General features: G+C 62.2%; 12 protein-coding genes. 7 read left to right on the forward strand and 5 right to left on the reverse strand.

Annotation, left to right across the window (positions count from 1 at the left end; all coding sequences use genetic code 11):
- Positions 1 to 225: 225 nt before the first annotated feature.
- Positions 226 to 1,161, reverse strand: coding sequence for an NAD-dependent epimerase/dehydratase family protein (locus tag BLW62_RS16410; RefSeq protein WP_090508124.1), 936 nt, complete (start codon positions 1,159 to 1,161; stop codon positions 226 to 228).
- 356 nt (positions 1,162 to 1,517) lie between these two features.
- Here BLW62_RS16410 and BLW62_RS16415 point away from each other — a divergent pair, with 356 nt between their 5' ends.
- Genes BLW62_RS16415 through BLW62_RS16430 form a run of 4 tightly spaced genes read left to right on the forward strand, consistent with a single transcriptional unit; the run spans position 1,518 to position 6,110 of the window.
- Positions 1,518 to 2,687, forward strand: coding sequence for a glycosyltransferase family 2 protein (locus BLW62_RS16415; protein WP_090508312.1), 1,170 nt, complete (start codon positions 1,518 to 1,520; stop codon positions 2,685 to 2,687).
- 7 nt (positions 2,688 to 2,694) lie between these two features.
- Positions 2,695 to 3,840, forward strand: coding sequence for a glycosyltransferase (locus BLW62_RS16420; RefSeq protein WP_090508125.1), 1,146 nt, complete (start codon positions 2,695 to 2,697; stop codon positions 3,838 to 3,840).
- 50 nt (positions 3,841 to 3,890) lie between these two features.
- A complete protein-coding gene (locus BLW62_RS16425; protein WP_090508126.1) occupies positions 3,891 to 4,793 on the forward strand; it encodes a glycosyltransferase family 2 protein in 903 nt (300 codons plus the stop codon).
- A gap of 36 nt (positions 4,794 to 4,829) precedes the next feature.
- On the forward strand, positions 4,830 to 6,110 hold the full coding sequence (locus tag BLW62_RS16430; protein ID WP_090508127.1) for an O-antigen ligase family protein: 1,281 nt from the start codon (positions 4,830 to 4,832) through the stop codon (positions 6,108 to 6,110).
- 94 nt (positions 6,111 to 6,204) lie between these two features.
- On the opposite strand, the gene BLW62_RS16435 is transcribed toward BLW62_RS16430, so the two are convergent.
- On the reverse strand, positions 6,205 to 7,629 hold the full coding sequence (locus tag BLW62_RS16435) for an O-antigen ligase family protein (RefSeq protein ID WP_090508128.1): 1,425 nt from the start codon (positions 7,627 to 7,629) through the stop codon (positions 6,205 to 6,207).
- A gap of 243 nt (positions 7,630 to 7,872) precedes the next feature.
- Here BLW62_RS16435 and aglF point away from each other — a divergent pair, with 243 nt between their 5' ends.
- The 3 genes from aglF (at position 7,873) to BLW62_RS16450 (ending at position 11,419) form a co-directional block, all read left to right on the forward strand.
- Positions 7,873 to 8,610: a UTP--glucose-1-phosphate uridylyltransferase AglF gene (aglF, locus tag BLW62_RS16440; protein WP_090508129.1), complete on the forward strand. Its 738-nt coding sequence runs from the start codon at positions 7,873 to 7,875 to the stop codon at positions 8,608 to 8,610.
- Positions 8,611 to 8,715: 105 nt separating this feature from the next.
- Positions 8,716 to 10,518, forward strand: a complete 1,803-nt coding sequence (locus BLW62_RS16445) for an ABC transporter ATP-binding protein (protein WP_090508130.1) — start codon at positions 8,716 to 8,718, stop codon at positions 10,516 to 10,518.
- Between the two features lie 112 nt (positions 10,519 to 10,630).
- On the forward strand, positions 10,631 to 11,419 hold the full coding sequence (locus BLW62_RS16450) for an AAA family ATPase (RefSeq protein ID WP_090508131.1): 789 nt from the start codon (positions 10,631 to 10,633) through the stop codon (positions 11,417 to 11,419).
- Positions 11,420 to 11,515: 96 nt separating this feature from the next.
- On the opposite strand, the gene BLW62_RS16455 is transcribed toward BLW62_RS16450, so the two are convergent.
- From BLW62_RS16455 to BLW62_RS16465, 3 genes are all read right to left on the reverse strand, one after another.
- Entirely contained in the window at positions 11,516 to 12,934 is a 1,419-nt protein-coding gene (locus BLW62_RS16455) for a sugar transferase (RefSeq protein WP_245726737.1), read from the reverse strand.
- Between the two features lie 892 nt (positions 12,935 to 13,826).
- Entirely contained in the window at positions 13,827 to 14,657 is an 831-nt protein-coding gene (locus BLW62_RS16460) for a hypothetical protein (RefSeq protein WP_090508133.1), read from the reverse strand.
- Positions 14,658 to 14,934: 277 nt separating this feature from the next.
- Entirely contained in the window at positions 14,935 to 15,651 is a 717-nt protein-coding gene (locus BLW62_RS16465; RefSeq protein WP_090508134.1) for a phosphatase PAP2 family protein, read from the reverse strand.
- Positions 15,652 to 15,839: the final 188 nt, after the last annotated feature.

Consider the following 15,839-nt stretch of genomic DNA (forward strand, 5'->3'; position numbering starts at 1 on the left):
AAGAACGGTAAGAACGGTAAGAACGGTAAGAACGGCAAAAACGGCAGAAGGGGTCCCCCAGATAACCGTCCTCCAGACAACCGTCCTCCAGACAACCGTCCTCCAGACAACCGACCTCCGGATCGGTAGGGTCCCTCATTGTCAGATTTTTTTGCTCCATTGAAAATGCAGTACGGCGGTAGAATCATAGTTTCTCAGCGGCCATTCCGTTTTGAAGACGACGGGTTATTCTCGTTTGCGAAACCACGCAACGGTCCGCTCGAGACCGTCGCGAAGCGAAACCGTGGGTTCGTATCCGAGCGCCGTTCTGGCCGTCGTAATGTCGGCTTCGCTGTGACGGATATCACCAGTCCGCCCTTCGGTATGGGCAATCTCGGAATCGGAGTCGGTAACGTCGACGATGGTTTCGGCCAGTGCACGAATCGTGACGCTCGTTCCGGTGCCGACGTTGTACGCGGCGCCGACCTGGTCGGTCGTCGCCGCCTCGAGGTTCGCCTGCACGATGTCGTCGACGAAGACGAAATCGCGAGTCTGTTCGCCGTCGCCGTGAACCGTAATCGGCTCGTCGCACAGCGCCTGCTCGCAGAAGATGCTGATAACGCCGCTGTAGTCGCCGGCGGTTTGGCCCGGTCCGTAGGCGTTGAAATAGCGCAAAGCGACCGTCTCGAGACCATAGAGGTCGTGGTACTGTCTGGCGTAGTGGTCGATCGAGAGTTTGTCGAGTCCGTAGGGCGAACTTGGCGTCTTGGCGTCGCCCTCCCGAATCGGCACGCACTCGGGGTGGCCGTAGATCGCCGCGCTCGAGGCGAGGACGACCCGCGCGTCCTCCTCGCGGGCGGCCTCGAGTACCTCGAGGGTCGCGTCGACGTTGATCTCGTGACTCGTTTGCGGCGCTTCGACCGACCCCTGGACGCTGACGAGGGCGGCCTCGTGAAATATCAAGTCGACGCCGTCGGTCGCTCGCTCGAGCGTTGTGCCGTCGCGAAGGTCGCCCTCGATGAGCGTCGCGTCGTCGGGGACGTTCGCTCGCTCGCCCGACGTCAGGTTATCGAGCACTCGGACGTCGTTGTCGGCGACGAGTGCGTCCGCGAGATGGCTGCCGATGAACCCTGCACCACCCGTAATGAGAATCGTCCGTCCCGTCGGCTGGCCGGTAGTCATACGCGAAGATCCCCACGGAAATTACATGAGTCTGCTGATCCCGCCGACCAGCAGGAACCGGCCCGTCCACGTCGGTCGTGTTCGTGCAACGGACGTTCCGACGGTGATTGTCACATCCGTATAATATATCAAAAGTAAAGACTGTGTGTATTTCTGATTTTGGACCACAATGGAGAGAGTACGATAATCGACCGATAGACGCCCCAATCATCAGCTTTAGTCAGAGACAGAGCGATCGGGTATTGAAGTCACTCTATGTCGGAAGTTTGAATTTGATGCTGTTAGAAGAGAGCGGAAGAGCGGACCTACTCGAATCGCTACCCGAATCGCTACTGAATCACCCAAAAGTGATCTCCATGCTCGAACTCACGCTCCTCGCTGCATTCGTCCTCTCCGTCGGGTTGTTGTTCCATACGTACGCCCTCTACGTCCCGATTCTGTACGTATTGAGCAGTATCTTCCCGAATTCGTCTACGGACCGTCCGGACGACACCCCGTCGGTTGCGCTCGTCATCGCGGCCTACAACGAAGCAGACGTGATCGCGGAGAAGATCGAGAACAGTCTGGCCCTGGCGTACCCGGACGACGAACTGTCAATCGTCGTCTTCTCCGATGCATCCTCGGACGACACCGACGAAATCGTTCGCTCGTACGCCGACGACGGCGTCGAACTCGTTCGGATCGAGGGTCGAGTCGGAAAGACCGAATGTCAGAACAGAGTCGTCGCACAGCGAGACGAGGACATCATCGTCTTCTCGGACGCGAACAGCATGTACGATCCCGACGCGATACGCAATCTCGTCTCGTCGTTCGCCCCGGGAGTGGGGTGTGTCGTCGGCGAACTCACGTATCGGGACTCGAGCGACGTGGACGGCGAATCCGTCTACTGGCGCTACGAGTCGCTCATCAAACGACTCGAGTCGAAACTCAACTCGTCGGCGGCTGGAAACGGCTCGATCTACGCGGTTCGGCGCTCGTCGTACGTCCCCCTTCAAAGCGGTGCGATCAGCGACTTCGCCGAGCCGCTAGCGATCGTCGGAAGCGGCGAACGGGTGACGTACGCACCCGACGCGGTCGCCTGGGAGAACACGGGAGAGGGGGTCGACGAAGAACTCGAGCGCCGGAGCCGGATCGTCACTCGCGCGTGGCACACCCTCGCGAACAATCTACAGTTGCTCAACCCGGTTCGGCACCCGGTGTTTGCGTTCCAACTCACCTCGCACAAGCTCCTCCGGTGGCTATCGCCTGTGTTCCTCGGCGTTGCACTCGCGGCGAACCTGGGGCTCGTCCTCGTCGACTCGAGTCCGCTCTATCTCGGGCTTCTCGCGGCGCAACTCGCGTGCTACGGTCTCGCCGGCGTCGGCGCGCTCCTCGAGCGGACGTCGATTTCGACGCCGACGGTCGTCCACATCCCCCACTACTTCGTCGTCGCGAACTACGGCATGCTCGTCGGATTGTGGAACTTCCTCCAGGGAGAGAACATCGTCACCTGGGACACCGCCTCGCGACAATCAGACCAAAGCTAAGACACACATGACACACGTCGTTCACCTCTCGTCCGTCCATTATCCGTTCGATCCCAGAATCTTCCACAAACAGCTCCGAACGCTGGCGGCGGAGGGCTACCGGGCGACGCTGCTCGTCCATCACGACGAATCGACGGTTCGAAACGGCGTCCACGTCCGCTCGGTCGGCGACGTCGAGACGCGCCTCGAGCGCTGGCGAAATCTCCCGCACCTGTTTCGCGTTGCGCGCCGCCAGGACGCCGACGTCTACCACGTTCACGATCCGGAGTTGCTCCCCATCGGCGTCGCGCTGTCGGCGACGACCGACGCCGAGGTCGTCTACGACATCCACGAGGACTACACGGACGCGATCCGCGTCCGCGAGTGGATTCCGAAGCGCCTCAAGCCGATCCTGCAGACAGCGTTTCCGACCGTACAGTCGGCGTTGACGCGACCACTGGATCTCGTCATTACGGCGGACGAATCGACCCGCGAGAAGGTCGCCGCTCGAACGAGTACGCCCGTCGAAACGGTCCGGAATCTGCCGAAAGTCGGCGAGATCGACACCGATGGTACCGACCTCGAGCGCTCGCACGAGTACGTCCTCGCGTATGTCGGAGGGCTGGATCGCGAACGCGGGCTATTGAACATGCTCACCGTGACGTCGCGGCTCCGGGAGGAGGGACTCGACGTCGGCCTCTGGCTCCTCGGCCCGTTCCAGGACGACGAAATCGAGCGCCGGGCCCGGGAGTTCATGGCGTCCGAGGAGATTACGGACCACGTTCGGCTGTTCGGGTACGTCGATTACGACGAGATATTCTCACACCTCTCGCAGGCCGATATCGGCTTGCTACTCGTCGACGAGGAGCGCTTCGAGCGAAACGTGCCGACGAAGTTCTTCGAGTACCTCTACTGCGGCCTCCCGGTCGTCTCGACGGCGGTCCCGTCGCTCGAGTCGTACACGGACGACGACTACTGCGTCACCGTCTCCGAGGACAATCTCGACCGGGTCGTGGCCGAAACTGAACGGTTGCTCGAAGACTCCGAAACGCGGGCAACGATGAGCGACGCCGCCCACGAGACGGTCGTCTCGGAGTACAGTTGGGAGGTCGAACGGGAGCGACTGGTGGGCGCGTACGAACGACTGCTCGCGACGGAAACGGACGGCAACTGAGACAGACGAATGGATCGACACGAAATCGAACGGACACACAGAACTCACGAATGACAACCGTTTCAGTCATCACACCGACGTACAACCGGGCGGACACACTACCACGAGCGATAGAGAGCGTCCTCGAGCAGCGCTACGACGATTTCGAACACGTGATCGTCGACGACGGGTCGACCGACAACACCGAAGCCGTCGTCACCGACTACGACGACGACCGAATCGAGTACATTCGACTCGAGGGCAACAACGGCGCGAACGCCGCCCGGAACGAGGGAATTCGGGCCGCTTCCGGGGAGTACATCGCCTTTCTCGACTCCGACGACGAGTATTACCCGGGGAAACTCGAGGCCTGCGTCGACGCGCTCGACTCGCTACCGGAGTCCTACGGCGGCGTCTTCCACGGCTACGACGTCTACCGGGGCGAGACGTATCTCGGGCCGGAATCGACCGACGAGGGCCGGGTGACGCTTTCGGATCTCGGCGAGCGAAACGTCCCCGGTAGTTTCATCACCTCGACGTTCCGCCGCTCCGTCTTCGAGGACGTCGGCGTCCTCGACGAGGCGATGGCCTCCTCGCAGGACTACGAGTTCTACCTGCGGGTGGCTCGAGCGTACGACCTCTACGGACTCGGGGAGATCCTCGCGAAACACTACCGACAGGAAGATTCGATCTCGCTCGACCTCGACGCGAGGCGGCGGGGGAAAGAACAATTGATCGAGCGACACGACGACGTGCTGACCGATCGGCGACACTCCCACCATCACTACCTGCTCGGAATCTCTCACGGGAAACGCGGCGAGATGGCGATGGCGCGTCGAGAACTCGCCAGGACGATCCGGTTGCACCCGACGAACCCGTTTCCCTACTTTCACCTAGCGACGTGTGCAACGCCGGGGACGTTCGCGGCCGGACTGTCGATCAAACGAACGGTGAAACGACAGCTCACGAAATGAGACAACACGAGACCGACAACGAGGGAGTACGTCCGAATGCGTAAGGACGGGGTACTCCTGGACGCGGCCGTTGCACTCTGTTACGTCGCGTTCGTCTTCGCCGGCGTCTACAAGAGCGCCTGGTACCTCGAGTGGCTCCCGATCGATCTGACGCTCCTGCTCGGCGCCGCGACCGTCGGGCTCTCGGCACTTCTGGTCGCACTCGGCCGGCTCAGGCTCTCGTTTCGGGGAGTCGCCGTCTGTGTCCTGTTCGGAATCTTCGCCGGGTACGCGGTTCTCTCCGGCCTCTGGTCGCCGAGTTCCGAATACTACGTCTCCAAGTCGTTCCGACTGGTCGCGGTGACCGGATTGGCGCTCGGACTTGGCGCGACCGTGATCGCGACGTCGTCCCGGCGGCTTCGGTACGCCGGCTTCGCCACCGTCGGCGTCGCGCTCGTCACGGCCCTCGAGGTCATGTCTCAGTACCAGCAGGCCGGCGGCGACGGCGTCCTCCAGCCGTTCGGAACGAACTACCTGATCACGGGTCGCGCCATCGGGATGGGGCTAGTGCTCGCCGTCGGCTACCTCGTTCTTTCTCGAGACGACAGGTTCCTCACGGCCGGGGCACTCGCCATGATCCCCGTGATGGGCTACGCCCTGCTCGTGAGCGGAGCGCGCGGACCGACGGTCGCCGTCGCGGGGGCGGTCGGGGTGCTCCTCCTCGCCGGCGTCTGGACCGGCCGGCTTCCAAACGGCCGAATCGCACTGGCCGGATACGGCGTCGGGGGGCTCGTCTCGATGATCGGTCTCGTGACCGTCGCCGGACAGTTGCGGGGAATCCGTCGAATCCTCGCGTTGACCGACGGGCCGGGACGCTCCGTCGGGCTCCGACTGGGGTACTGGGAGGGGACGATCGACGCGTTGCACCTGCGGATGCTGCCATTCGGCGAGGGTCTCGGCGCCTGGCCGGTGCTGATCGATCCCGGAGCCGACACCCGCTACTACCCGCACAACATCGTCTTCGAGGTGCTGTTCGAACTCGGACTCGTCGGCCTCGTCCTGCTCGGCGCGCTGCTCGGCTACGCCGTTCTGGCGCTCGCTCTCGACTGGCGCGAGCACGGCGGAGCGACGCATCTCGTTCTCGGCGCGCTGTTTGCCTACATGCTGGCGAACGTGATGGTGACCGGCGACCTGAACGACAACCGGTTTCTCTTCGCGATCGTCGGCGTGATGGCGTACGCCGTCGGCGATCGGACGGTGAAACCGATTCGATCGGTGCTCGAGCCGGGTGACTCGTCGGTTTTGTCGTCGCTCTCGTCGGAAACGCGTCGGGAGTGACGTGACGACTCGAGGTGTCGGAGAAAACGTCACTGAGGAGAGTCAGCGGAGAGAGTCACCGCAGAGAGTGAGCAGAGAGAGTGAGCGGAGAGGGTTAGTCGTCAACGAGGAGGTAGCCGAGGGTCAACGCCGCGAGCACCGCGCCGAGTGACCAGTCGAACATGGTGTAGGACTCGAAGAACTGGTGGACGGCCCACCCGGTCACGAACGCGAGGATCGCGACGTTCACGTTCTCGTAGTCGATCGCACCGGCGACGATGCTGCCGACGACGAGGCCGACGTACGCGAGGCCGCCGACCAGTCCGGTCTGGATGATCACCGAGAGGTAGGAGTTGTGTGGTGTGGGCGCTCCGTCGCCTGCGAGGTAGGGTTCGATGACGGCATTCTCCGAACCGCTGCCGTGCCCGAACAGCAGCGGGCCATCCTGTATCGCGTTGACGCTCGCGGACCAGAGTTCGAAGCGGTTTGTCGCGGAGATGCCGATGAAATCGACGTACATTCCTCCGATCAATCCGAACAGGCCGATCACGCTCGAGGCGAGCACCACGGGGACGACGCGCCGGCCGCCAACGGCGTAGCCGACGTAGATCACGAGGGCAACCGCCGCGGCGAGCATCGCCGCTCGAGCGTTCGAGAGAAACAGCCCGAGTCCGCAGAGTCCGGCGAGGACGGCGGTGATCGTTGCGCTAATCGGTCGCTCGGCGACGACGGAGCGGTGGAAGTCGATGGCCGCGGCGACGAAGCCGGCGAACGAGAGGAACCCCAGCCCGTTCGGGTTGGGGAAGATCGATTGCAGCGTCATCACGTCGGGATCGAATCCGGGAACCGACGGGGAGGAGCCGGGGTATTGGCGGACTTCGAAGAGCCACAGCGTGTAGTCGCCGACGGAGTACGTGGCCAGCCCGAGCACGACGACGACCGCTGCCAGACGAGGGAGTATCCAGAGGAAAACCCGTTCGGGAACGAGCCGAGGGAGCACGAAGAGGCTACTTCCCATCACGACCGCGGCCCACAGCGGCCACCGGGATTGAGAACTCGAGGGGTAGTACTCGAGGGAGTGGGCGAGGTAGATTCCGGCGAGGACGCCGAAACAGGCGATTGCCGCCCAGTCGCGGGCCCCGTACTGCTCGGCATCGGTGACGACGAGGAAGAAGGCAATCGTGAGCAAAAAAACGACCACGAGCCCGAGCGACCGGTTCGATCCGGGACCGAGTCCGGGTGAACTGCTCTGGTAGACCATCCAGAGTGTGAGAAGCGACACGCCGAGAACCGAGAGGACGCTCGCCCACAGGTATCTGGCGTCCTGAAAGGCGTCTACAGCCCACCGACACCCGAGAATCGCGCCGAGAACGACCGTCGAGGCGGCGAGGTGCCACGCTAATACCGAGTCGGTCGTGTGCGCGAGCAAAACGAGAATTAAGTAGGCACCGAACAGTCCATAGATCACGCCGTTCGCGACCCGCGCTATACTCCAGTCGTGGGTGAAAACAGTCACCGGATCTCGTTCGGCGGTACTCACTATCGTAGTGATTCGTCAGTTCCCCCAAATATCAGTTCTGATACTCAGATGGGCTGTGAAGCAGTCGGCTAGCCTCGAGTGTGTGAATCACGCAAGCGTCGAACCCTCGGTTAGCGGTGGCCGCCTCTTCGGCACCGAAACGGGAGTAACTGGACGCTCGAGGCGGTGTCCGTTTCGATACAAAATGTGGGAATACCGAAAACCAGAACGTTATTGTGAGGAGAGAGGTATTGATTAGTCTCGATGCAAGCTGTCGTACTCGCCGCAGGAGAGGGAACCCGACTCCGGCCATTAACCGAGGACAAACCGAAGGGGATGGTCGAGGTCGACGACGAACCGATCCTCACGCACTGTTTCGATCGGCTCATCGAACTCGGTGCCGAGGAGTTCGTCGTCGTCGTAGGCTACCTCAAGGAAAAGATCATCGATCACTATGGCGACGAGTACTGCGGCGTCCCGATCACGTACTCCCACCAGCGCGAACAGCAGGGACTCGCTCACGCGTTGTTGACCGTCGAAGAGCACATCGACGACGACTTCATGCTGATCCTCGGCGACAACATCTTCCAGGCGAACCTCGAGGATGTCGTTCGTCGCCAGCAAGAAGACCGAGCAGACGCCGCGTTCCTCGTCGAGGAGGTGCCGTGGGAGGAGGCCTCACGCTACGGTGTCTGTGACACGAACAAGTACGGCGAAATTACTGACGTCGTCGAGAAGCCCGACGACCCACCGTCGAATCTCGTCATGACCGGCTTCTACACGTTTACGCCGGCGATTTTCAACGCCTGTCACCTCGTCCAGCCCTCCGACCGCGGCGAGTACGAGATCAGTGAGGCGATCGACCTGTTGATCCAGAGCGGGCGGACGATCGACGCGATCGGTCTCGAGGGGTGGCGAATCGACGTCGGCTACCCGGAGGATCGGGACAAGGCCGAACGGCGGTTACAAGACGCCATCAGCGCCGAACCAGTCTCGGACTGACGACGGTTCCCAGAGCGACACCGAACGCGTTTTTTCGAGACGATTCGTCTCGGTATCGACGGGGATATACGACGCCAGCGTGCACTAATAGCTGATTACTCCCGAATGTCCTCCGACACTGCCGAGGATATCTCTCGACGTGACAAAATCGATGCACTGGCAGATGTCGCTCGGTTCAGCCCGAAGTTCACGGCGCTCATCGTCGGCCTCGGATTGCTCGCCGCGGTTCTCGAGGGGATCGGCCTGAGTTTTATCCTCCCGATCATCGAAATCGTGCAGACGGACGATCCGGCCGCGGAGGCGGACGGACTCATGGAGGCGTTCGTCGTGGTCTACGAGACGCTCGGCGTGCCGTTCGAACTCGGCTTCGTGGTCGTCGGCGTGACGGTCGTGATGACCGTCCGGTACACGGCGAGTTTCCTCGTCGGCTGGCTACGCGAAGCCCTCCGAACCTACTACATCCGCGATCTGCAGGTGCGAGCGTTCGACAACGCCCTCGACGCTGAAGTGAAGTACTTCGACGAGGAGGGCTCCGACGACATCCTCAACGCGATCGTCACCCAGACCTACTACGCCGGTCGGGTGATCAGGCGAGTCATCAAGGTCCTCGAGCAACTGTTCCTCTCGCTCGCGTACCTCGTCATCGCGCTGGTGATGGCACCGATGTTGACGCTGATCTCCGTCGTTATTCTCGGCGGGCTGACGGTCTTGTTGCGCGGCGTGATAGAAGGAGGATACGATCTCGGGGACGAGGTCGCCGACGCGAACGAGCGTCGACAGGAAGCCGCCCAGGCGGGAACCCAGGGGATCCGTGACGTGCGGATCTTCGGGCTCGCCGCCGAACTCCGCGAGAACTTCCTCGACGCCGTCGACCAGTACACGACTGCCCGGATTAAACTCCGGCGCAACGAGGCGGCGATCAACAACTTCTACAACCTCGGCGTCGCGGTCTCGGTCTTCATCCTCATCTACATCGCCCTGACGTTCGCCGACCTGTCGATCGGCGCGCTCGGCGTCTTCCTGTTCGCGATGATGCAACTCGGACCCAAAGTCAGCGCGCTCAACGAGTACTACTACAAGGTCGAAAACGACCTCCCACACCTCGTCCGGACCCAGCAGTTCATCCGCGACCTCGAGAATCGCGAGGCAATCAACGATCCGACGCGCGAGGTTCCCGACGCGGTCGACCGTCTCGAGTTCGACGACGTCGAGTTCTCGTACGACGGCAACGAACGCGTCCTCGACGGAATCAGCTTCGAGGTCGAGAAAGGCGAATTCGTCGCCTTCGTCGGGCAGTCCGGCGCTGGCAAGTCGACCATCGTCTCACTGCTCGCCCGCCTGTACGAGATCGATCGCGGCGAGATTCGCGCGAACGACGTTCCGATCAGCGAGGTGGACGCCGACGAGTGGCGCGATCGGGTCTCGATCGTCCGTCAGGATCCGTTCATCTTCAACGACACGCTCGAGTATAACCTCACGATCGGCAACCGGGACGTGACCCAGGGCGAGATCGAACGAGCCTGCGCGATCGCGAAAGTCGACGAGTTCGTCGACGACCTCCCGGACGGGTACGATACCGTCCTCGGAGACGACGGAACCCGGCTCTCGGGCGGACAGAAACAACGCGTCTCGCTCGCGCGGGCGTTACTCGAGGACACCGAGTTGCTAATCTTGGACGAGGCGACGAGCGATCTGGACTCGAACCTCGAGCAGGAAGTGCAAGCGGCCATCGAGCGGATGGACCGCGACTACGCGATGATCGCCATCGCCCACCGACTCTCGACCGTCGAGAACGCCGACCGAATCTACACCCTCTCGGAAGGCGAGGTCATCGAGTCGGGACAACACGGCGAACTGATCGAGCGGGACGGCCAGTACGCGGACCTGTACGCGATCCAGTCGCAGTGAGCCCACTCGCAGTGAGCCCGGTTGCAGTGAACCCGGTCACAGTGAACGACGGCGAAGGACACCCTGAACGCCGCCCGGCCGTTTCCAGACACCATCCGATCCGACACACCGTATGACCGATCCACCGCATCGCAGAACCGACGCCCCGCACCGCGAGACCGACCCGCCACACGTCGAGTTCATTGGTCCGCCGGGAGCGGGTAAGTCCGCGATCCATAGACGGTTGATCGAGAATCCCCGGTACTACGGCGAACTCTACGAGGACGCCGTCGAACGGCTGTTAGTCGCAGAATCCGGACGCCGATACCGACTCGCGTACCGGCTGTTGCCGTCGCTGGTCACGTCGCCCCTCGAGACGCTGTTCGTTCAAACGCCGGTACAGCGACGGATGTTCGCCGCGTTCGTCGCCGAGCGGCCGGCGTTTTCGAACGCGCTGTATCGCGCTCGCCAGGCGGCAACTCACGATCCGGACCAGGTCGTCTCCCTACTGCAGTACGCGGCGGAACGGTACCAACTGGGCGTCTCGACTGTCCGTCCGGACGAAACGCTCTGTCTCGACGAGGGGTTCATGATGGGTGCCGTCTCGGTGCTGTGGCGGAGCGAAGGGGACCAGACTCGGTTTTCGATAGACGAGTACCTCGAGGACGTGCCGACGCCAAAGACGCTCGTTCACGTCACCGCGCCCACGGAGGTCTGTCTCCGTCGACAGCGCGAACGAGACGAACTCGTCTCGGAAACGCACGACATGGGCGCGGTCGAAGCTGCCCAGCGACGACACGAAGACGCGTGTTCGAGGGTTCTCGATGCCGCGGCCGAACGAGAGTCGATTACGACGGTGACCGTCGCGAACACAGCGGCCCTCGAGGACGTCGTCGGCGAGGTCGAGCGGGTCCTGGAGTAGCGCCGAGACGGTCGCTACAACTGTGACGACGACGCTGCGGAGAAAGGGGGAAGGTGGGAGGGGGAAAGGGAGTGTAGCCGACGAGCGGACGGCCGTTCAGTCGGCACTCGACCGGTCGTCGTCCCCCACTCGGTCCGTCGCCAGGTCGACGACGTCTGCGAGGACCGACGACACCTGTAAGACGACGAGTTTGCCGTCCAGCCAGATCGACTGTCGGCGGGCGTACTCGATATCGTAGGCGAGTTTTTGCTTCGGCGTGAAACCAGTGACGTCGTTGATCTGTGCGATCCCGGTCATCCCCGGCTTCACGAACCAGCGCTTGGACCAGTCGACGCCATCGGCTGCAATCTCGCTGTCGAGTTCGGGTCGCTCCGGTCGCGGGCCGACGACGCTCATCTCGCCTGTAAGGATCGAGAACAGCTGTGGAATCTCGTCCATGTGCGTTTTGCGGAGGACGCGCCCGACTCGAGTGACTCGCGGATCGACGCCGCCGGCGTCGGCCTCACTCAACTGTGCGCCGTCGGACTCCGCGTCGGTCACCATGCTTCTGAACTTCGAGATGGTAAACGTGCCTCCCAGTTCGGACGAACGCGTCTGATTGTACAACACCGGGCCGGGGGAGTCACGTTTGATCGCGAGCGCGATGATCAGGATCAGCGGCGACAGCACGACGACGCCGACCGCTGCGAAGACGATATCGAACGCGCGTTTTGCCGCGCGACCGTACCACGGCCACGGCTCGAGGGTAACGCGTACCACGTCGTCACCGACCCGTTCGTCCACGAGGAGGAGGTCGGCGAACGATTCGTGAGCTAGTGCGTCGACCCCCTGGTCGTGACACGTTCGCAACACGCCGAAACACTCCTCGCGACACCCCTGTTCGAACGCGAGCGCGACGGTGTTGACGTCACGTTCTCGAAGCACTGACTCGAGGCGCGAGAGGCCCTCGAGGCGGTCGACGCCAGCGATCGAATCGACGCGGTCGCCGACCGCGAGTCCGCCGTCGGTCACGATGACGGGCGCTGTCTGCTTCGACTCCTCGGTGGACGTCGACTCCGTCTTGGGTGTCCCGTCGGCCGGTCGCTCGGAAAGCGCCGGCGAGAGAAATCCGATCGGCGCGACCGGCAGCGACCGGATCGTCTCCTCGAGCAGTGCGGGGTCGTCGCCGACGACGAGTATCCGCTGTGACTCGCTTCGGCGTCGACAGGCCCGATACCAGACCGGGAGGACGAAGACGAGGAGGGCTCCGGTCACGAGCGCCGTCGCGAGATCCGGTGCGGCCGCGACACCGGCCACGTCGAGGGCACCGAGGGCGAGACAGGCGATTGCAAGCTGACGGCCCGTGTGCCCGACCAGCGTCGTCACCGTCCGTGGCCGCGGTGTGTAGAGTGAGACGAGTGCAACGCCGACGACTGCCCCAGTGAGTGCCACTGTAGAGACAGGAACCCCCGCGAGCGCGGCCGACTCGCCGGTAAGGAGGCGCGCGATGGCCGCCGCCGCGAAAGCGAGCACCACTGTCCCTGTGGCTGCCTCACTGCGGTAATCACGGCTTAGGAACATTCAACACGTCCGTTTTGTGAGATATCGTATTAAAGGTTTTGAGGTCCTCTAACGCCCGATATCACGACATTCAGAGAAAGTAATATATTACTACTTACGACTATCACGATAGTTTTTATTAGGGAGATTAGGTACCGGAGAGCAACTCAACGGTGGAGGGACGACGATAATATCAGAAATTTGGTATCGCCCATAGACGGTTCTGAACACGTACAACGGGCGAGTTGAGAATTTCGATTGCACCACCGCGTTGCTCCCGGCATCGTTTCGAGCGCAGTAGGCCACCATTACTATCGCATATCAGTCATAGAGTAGATGGTAGCGAATCAGAGACATCGATAATGTGGGTCCGACACTACCTTTCTTCGCGGAGTGAATCTCACCGTTTACGGCGTCGACGAGAGCGAAGTCTCCTCTCCGGTTTCGACGAGGAAGTCACTCGGCCCGAATCTCGTTCACCATGAAGTACGGAAAACGCTCCAAGAACCATTGGAACCGCCGAAATATCTCGGTTCCAGGATCGCTCGCACCGATTCGTGATCTCGTTTCGACCTCGACTCGTTTTCCACTCAGTCGAGCGCCAGACGGCAAGTCGTCTCGTGGTTCACCCACGGTTACTCATCGCACCGTCCCGCCTCGAGGCACTCACTCGTTGAGAGCGACCATCACCATAAAATACCTAACAAACAGTTCTAAATGAGAGACATACCAATGGGAGTACTGCTTTCGGTCGCGGTGTGGGGCGTCCTTCTCTCAGCCTATCTGCTGTTTTTCTTCGGTGCAAGCCGCGTCGACGCTCGGTACCGATAGACAGCACGCGGGTTCGAGTAGTGACCTCGAGTTCGGACTACGCCAAGGAGTCGGGGACGTGTGCATCCACGTCCGGATGACGAAGGTGGTCGCGGGCCGTCGGGCTTAACTGCTCGATCGATTCCGCGTCGGTGATCTCGTCTCGAATCGATTGCCACTCGGCGTGTCGCACGCGAACCGTAACTGGAACGCGCTCGACGCCGACGAGCTTCGCGATGGACAGCCGGTGAAACCCCGCCCCCTTCTTCGCCATCGTCCCGTCCCGGTAGATGTTCACTCCGATCTCCTGTATCACCGGGTGTGGGGCGTCCGTGTTCTGACGCCGAACCGAGTCGGGGTTCTTCGAGAGCAGCGTTCGCTGGCTCTCGTACCCGTTTTCGGAGATCGTCCCGTACAGTTCGTCGATCGACTCGAGGTACGCCTCGAGTTCCTCGTCCGTTCGACACCGCCAGTACGGGTCGCCGGCGTCGATTCGGTCGGCGTAGCGATCGTACAGTTCCGTCTCCGACCAGTCTCGACCCTCGTCGTATCGCTGTCGGAGCGATCGGTGAACGACGTGATCGTCGAACCGGCACTCGGGCTCGTCCCAGTCGCCGTCGACGACGCGGCCGAAGCCGCTCGGTCCGGAGCCGTGGTAGTACGTGATCCGGCCGGGATCGACCCAGACCGGTCGTGTCGGGTTCGCGTCGCTCATCCGCGAACTGCAGACCGATTTGGCGTCGAAGTAGTACTCGACGGCGAGTGGTGGCAGGTGCGGAAAGGTGACGTCGACCAGCGTTCCGGCCAGAACCGTCCACGTTTTCCGGACGGCGGCACGCAGACCCTCGTTTCGCACCGTCTCGTACCCCTTCCGGACCAGCCCCGTCATTACATCCGGCTGGTTACGCCGAGCGAATAGACCTTGTGATCCTGACGACGGCAATCGGCCCGATGGCACGACTCGAGGATCTCTGGTCCGGACCCCGTCGCCACGTCCCCCGGTTGCTTTGCGGGTCCGGTCACACTCACGAGTGGACCCCCGACACGGTGAGTTCGCAGTCGCGTCGATGTCGATGCCCGCTTCAGCGGCCGAAGTGTCGGCCACGCCCTCGAGTGAGACGTACTCGTCACACCAGAAATCGACGAATCGAGCGACTGGCGAAGGGTCAGTTCACTCGCTGAGCCAAAGTTACCAAGCGCCGACGGACAACCGGTCGTTCGACGACGTACCAGCCCACTGCTCCGCCGACGGTTCCGAGGAGTGCCAATACGGCCCGACTACTTCCGTTGCTCGCAACCACCGCGAGCACCGCGATGACGATCGCTATCCCGAACGCTCGCTCGGGACGCCCACGGGCGAGCCACGCGATTCCCGCGAGATACACGACGCCGAAGGCCATCGACGCGAGGACGTCGACGAGGTAGTGGACGCCCAACGCGAGCCTCGAGAGCGCAACGAGCGACACGAGTAGCCCTGCACCAGCGAGGCGGCTCGCTCGGTCACCGATATGGAGCCACAGTGCGAGCATTCCCCAAAAAACCGTGGCGGCCATCGTATGGCCGCTGGGGAAACCGTGTTCGCTCGGCTCGATTGCATGCCACTCAACGGGCGGCCGTGGAAGCGCAAACACCGCTTTCACGAGGACGATCAGTGCGAGTCCGCCGAAGACGGCCGCAATGAGAAATGCCGTTCGATCGGAACACAACGGTTGATCTCGTTCTCCACGAGCGAGGCTTCGACCGACAGTCACCAGATAGAGCAAGCCAAGAATCGGAACGATCACGAGTAGATCTCCGAATACCGAGAGGACGGCAAAGCCCTCGAGCGTCCATTCGGGGACCCACTCTCGGACTGCCTCCGTAACTCCAACGCCGCGGCTCATTGTCCCTCGAGAGTGAGCAGGCCATCCAGCGTCCACATTTCTCCCATCTTATCGCCTCACGAGTTCTGCAGCAGCGACCCGTTTCAAGCGTGAATCGTGCGGTAACAATCCGCTCGACGACCGCTGCATTGCACACATCGTCGCCCATGAGTTCGGAGGTTCTGCGTCGATACAACCACTGTGCACCC

It is taken from the genome of Natronorubrum sediminis, from assembly GCF_900108095.1.
Taxonomy (GTDB): domain Archaea; phylum Halobacteriota; class Halobacteria; order Halobacteriales; family Natrialbaceae; genus Natronorubrum; species Natronorubrum sediminis.

Bases quoted from the DNA above. Each gene is read 5' to 3' on its own strand.
- BLW62_RS16410 (WP_090508124.1), bottom strand. From the start codon at position 1,161: ATGACTACCGGCCAGCCGACGGGACGGACGATTCTCATTACGGGTGGT.
- BLW62_RS16415 (WP_090508312.1), top strand. From the start codon at position 1,518: ATGCTCGAACTCACGCTCCTCGCTGCATTCGTCCTCTCCGTCGGGTTG.
- BLW62_RS16420 (WP_090508125.1), top strand. From the start codon at position 2,695: ATGACACACGTCGTTCACCTCTCGTCCGTCCATTATCCGTTCGATCCC.
- BLW62_RS16425 (WP_090508126.1), top strand. From the start codon at position 3,891: ATGACAACCGTTTCAGTCATCACACCGACGTACAACCGGGCGGACACA.
- BLW62_RS16430 (WP_090508127.1), top strand. From the start codon at position 4,830: ATGCGTAAGGACGGGGTACTCCTGGACGCGGCCGTTGCACTCTGTTAC.
- aglF (WP_090508129.1), top strand. From the start codon at position 7,873: ATGCAAGCTGTCGTACTCGCCGCAGGAGAGGGAACCCGACTCCGGCCA.
- BLW62_RS16445 (WP_090508130.1), top strand. From the start codon at position 8,716: ATGTCCTCCGACACTGCCGAGGATATCTCTCGACGTGACAAAATCGAT.
- BLW62_RS16450 (WP_090508131.1), top strand. From the start codon at position 10,631: ATGACCGATCCACCGCATCGCAGAACCGACGCCCCGCACCGCGAGACC.
- BLW62_RS16460 (WP_090508133.1), bottom strand. From the start codon at position 14,657: ATGACGGGGCTGGTCCGGAAGGGGTACGAGACGGTGCGAAACGAGGGT.
- BLW62_RS16465 (WP_090508134.1), bottom strand. From the start codon at position 15,651: ATGAGCCGCGGCGTTGGAGTTACGGAGGCAGTCCGAGAGTGGGTCCCC.